We start from the raw sequence: 3,797 nt of genomic DNA, 5'->3' as shown, positions 1-3,797 counted from the left end.
GCCGAGGCCCAGGCACCGCAGGCGGCACGCAGCGACGGCGTCGGGCCCCGCGGCCGCGACGGCGTCGTCGGCCAGGATGCGGGCCTCGGGCACCTCCCCGGCCTCGAGCAGGGAGGTCGCGAGGAGCGCCCGCGCGGTGGGCGACCACCACGAGTGGGCGGCTCGTCCGGCGAGGTCGACCGCGTGCCGCCCGTGCTCCAGGGCTCCGTCGAGGTCGCCCTGCAACCGGGCGATCCACCCGAGGTGGGCGACGAACCACGTCGCGTGGGCCGGATAGCCGCTCCGCGCGCTCGCCTCGACGGCCTCGACCACGCGTCCACGGGCCTCGTCCCACCGCCCGTCCGCGATGGCGCCGAAGGATCCCTCGAAGATCGCCCACGGCAGGTGCCAGCGGTCGTCCCGCCGTCGCACCAGCGGCTCCATCTCGTCGAGGACCTCGGCGAGCTCGACGACGTGCCCGAGGTAGGCGTGCGCCGACTTGAGCCCGTCGAGTCCCACGACGAGGGTCTCCTCGCCGTGTGCGGCGCGAGCGGCGAGCACGGCGCGGACACCGTCGTCCAGCGCCTCGTCGAACACCAGGCGGTGCGTCGCGAGCACCGCGAGCCGGGCTCGGATGTCGGCCTCGGCGCCCGCGTCCCCGCAGTCGAGGGCGAGTCGCAGTCCCTGTCGCAGGGAGCCGGTGCTCTCGTCGATCGGGCGGCCGAGGGCGATCGGGACGTCGCCGCCGAGCTCACGCAGTGCCGCCATCTGCAGACGGCGGTCACCGGCGCGCCGGGCCGCGTCGGACGCGGCGTCCAGGTCCGCCCACGCCGCGGGGAAGCGCTCGAGCCCCTCGCGGGCGCGGGCCCGGGCGAGCAGCACCCGGCCGACGATCTCGGCCGAGCTCGCGCGTCGGGCTGCGCTCAGGGCCTGGTCGAGCAGTGCCTCGGCGTCGCCCACGGCTCCCCGACGCGTCGCCGCCCTCCCAGCCAGCAGGAACGCCCGGGCCGCCCGGGCCCAGTCCTCGATCGCGAGGGCGTGGACGCCGACGGCCTCGGGGGTGGCGGTCAGCAGGTCGGCGGCGCGGCGGTGGTGCAGCCGCCGGATGGGCGCCGGTGTGGTCACGTACAGGATCTCGTGGATCAGGTCGTTGGCGAACTCGTACACGGCGCCCGCCTCGACCAGCAGCCGCGCCGTCGCGGCCTGCTCGCACCGCCGTGCGGCCTCGGCCGGGTCCACGCCGATCAGCCGCGCCAGGACCACCGGGTCCACGGTGGCGCCGAGGACCGAGCCGGCCCGGAGGAGGTCCTCCACGGCCCCGCCCAGACGGCGGACCCGCGTCACGACAGCGGCCTGCAGCGACTCGGGGAGGTCGTGGTCCCCGGCGGCCAGACCCCGCAGGACCTCGATGACGAAGAAGGGGTTGCCGCGCGTCCGGCGCGCGATCACCGCGTCCCGGTCGGCGTGCCCGGCCCGCCCGGCGAGCTCGGCGACGTCCGCGGAGGACAACGGCCCGAGGTCGATCCGGTCGGCGGCGCCGTCGAGGGCCGCGAGGGCCGCGGCGCCCTCCTCGACCCGCACCGTCGCCGCGACGAGCAGCCGGGCGTCGCCGACGCGCAGCGCCAGGTGGTGCAGCAGCTCCGTCGTGGCCATCCCGGCGTTGTGGAGGTCGTCGAGGACCAGGAGCATCGCGCGGTGCGCGGTCAGGGCGCGCAGCAGGGCGCCGATCGCCTCGAAGGTGCGTCGGGCGTCCGGCACCGACGCGTCGAGGTCCGCCAGGCCGAGCGCGTCGGCGAGATCGGGGAAGAGCCCGCCGAGGACGCGGGCGTGACGGCCGGCGGCGGCGCGCAGCTCGTGGGCCGGGAGTTCCGCCAGGGCGATCCCGAGCGCGTCGACCACGGGTTGCAGGAACAGCGAGCGTTCCGCGACGTGACAGCGACCGACGGCCACCCGGGCACCGGTCTCGCCGGCGACGCGCTGGAGCTCGGCGGTCACCCGCGTCTTGCCGATCCCGGCTTCCCCGACGACGAGGACGACCCCGGCGACACCGGTGCCGGCGCGGTCCCAGTGCGCCGTCAGCCGGGCGGTCTCCGCCGCGCGGCCGACCATGGGCGGTCCGCTCGGCGGGTGCCGGCCCGCCGCCGCGGGCGGACGTGTCGCCGGTGAGGCCGGGGTCTCGTGGAGCAGGGCCAGGTAGGCCTCGCGCGTGGGTGGCGAGGGCTGGACACCGAGCTCGTCGGCCAGCCTGGACCGGAACCGGTGGTAGGCCACGATCGCCCGGGCCGGCTCCCCGGCGGCCTGGTCGGCGGCGAGCAGGAGGCGCACCGCCGTCTCGTCGTACGGATCGGCCACCAGGGCGTCCGCGGCGAACGCCCGGGCCCTGGTCGCCTCGCCCGAGGTGAGGGCCGCCTCGGCCGCGTGGTGGTGCGCGGCACGTCGCAGCTCGTGCCATCTCCGACGGACGTCGACCACCCACGGGGCGTCGTCCTCCTCGGCGAGCGGCTCGGCCTCCAACAGGTCCAGGCCACGACGGGCCGCGGTGGTCGCCATGCCCGGAGCCCCCTCCGCGAGGCGGCGGGACGCCTGGGCGACCAGCTCGGCGGCCTCGTCGAGGTCCACCCGTACGGCCGGGGGCTCACCGAGCCGATATCCCTGGCGGTCACCCACGACGACTGCTGCGCCCAGCCGCGCCCGCAACCGGCTGACCAGGGTCGCGATGTTCGCCGTCGGACTCCGGGGGAGCCGACCGGGCCACAGCGCCTCGGCCAGGCGGTCCGCCGTCAGGGCGTGCGGGCGGTGCCCGGCCAGGACCGCCAGCAACCGGCGCTCCTTCGCGCTCCCGATGCGCAGCGTCTCGGAGGGGGAACCGCGCTCGACCCGCAACGGACCGGCAAGCCGGACCGTGACTGCCATCACTCCACTATCCGGTGCTCCCCACGCGGGGGCAAGAGCGGAGAGCCACCGATCGGCGGCTCGGGGTGACCGTGAGTGACCGGAACGTCCCGGGGCGGGGTCAGGTGCTGCCGGCGTGCTCGGGCTGCCTGGTCGGCTCGTTCGCTGCCGGCCAGGCACCAGGCGGGACCACCGCCACGGGGCAGGGGCAGTACAGCGGCAGGAAGTGCCTGTTCCACCCGGGAACTCCGCTGTCGGTGGCGCTCCGGCGAAGCGTTCCGAGAACGACCAGTCGGATGCTGTCGTCGGAGCGCATCTCCGCATCGACCGAGCCTTCCGAGGCCGATCTGGTCACGAGTCCCGGGTACTCCTCGCCGACGTGGCGGTCCCCGGTGCTGCGCGGGTCGAGCACGATGAGCGGCTGTCCCCACCGATGCGCGGTGTCCGCGGCGAAAGCCAGTGCGCCCTCGCTCCCGGTGTCCCCGTCGACGGCCACCAGTACCGCCCCGCTCGTCGACGACGCTCCCGTGCGCCGTGCGGGCACGACCACCGCGGGACATCCGGCCCGGCTGGTCACCTCACCCAGCACACGGCCGAGGGACAACGGGATCGGCCCGCCGGGTCCGTTCGAGCCCACGACGAGCAGACCGGCTCCGGCCGCCTGGGACACCAGCGAGGGGCCGACCCTGCCGGGCAGGGCCGTCGTGCTCACGGGCAGCGTCGGCGACACGGCCCGCGCGGTCTCCGCCGCCCGGTACAACAACGCCCGGGCACGCCCGTGGGGACGACCGTCTGCGAGCCCGGCCGCGTCGCTCGCCGGGAGCACCTCCACGAGGTGCAGCTCGGCGTCCCGACGGGCCGCTTCCGTGGCTGCCCACGTCACCGCGGCCAGGGCGCTGGAGGTCCCGTCGACCCCGACGACCACC

Annotated in this window: 2 protein-coding genes; both read right to left on the bottom strand. The window is 76.5% G+C overall.

Annotated elements, in window-relative coordinates; translation table 11 throughout:
* Positions 1-2,892: ATP-binding protein (locus tag AC0CYZ_RS14580; RefSeq protein WP_472216512.1), on the bottom strand; the 2,892-nt coding region annotated here is incomplete at its 3' end.
* A gap of 100 nt (positions 2,893-2,992) precedes the next feature.
* Positions 2,993-3,797, bottom strand: an 805-nt coding sequence (locus tag AC0CYZ_RS14575) for a universal stress protein (protein WP_472216510.1), incomplete at its 5' end; no start/stop codon positions are given.

Source organism: Actinomycetospora sp. (assembly GCF_055612215.1).
The sequence above is the reverse complement of the archived record's forward strand: the minus strand, read 5'-3'. Positions and strand labels throughout refer to the sequence as shown.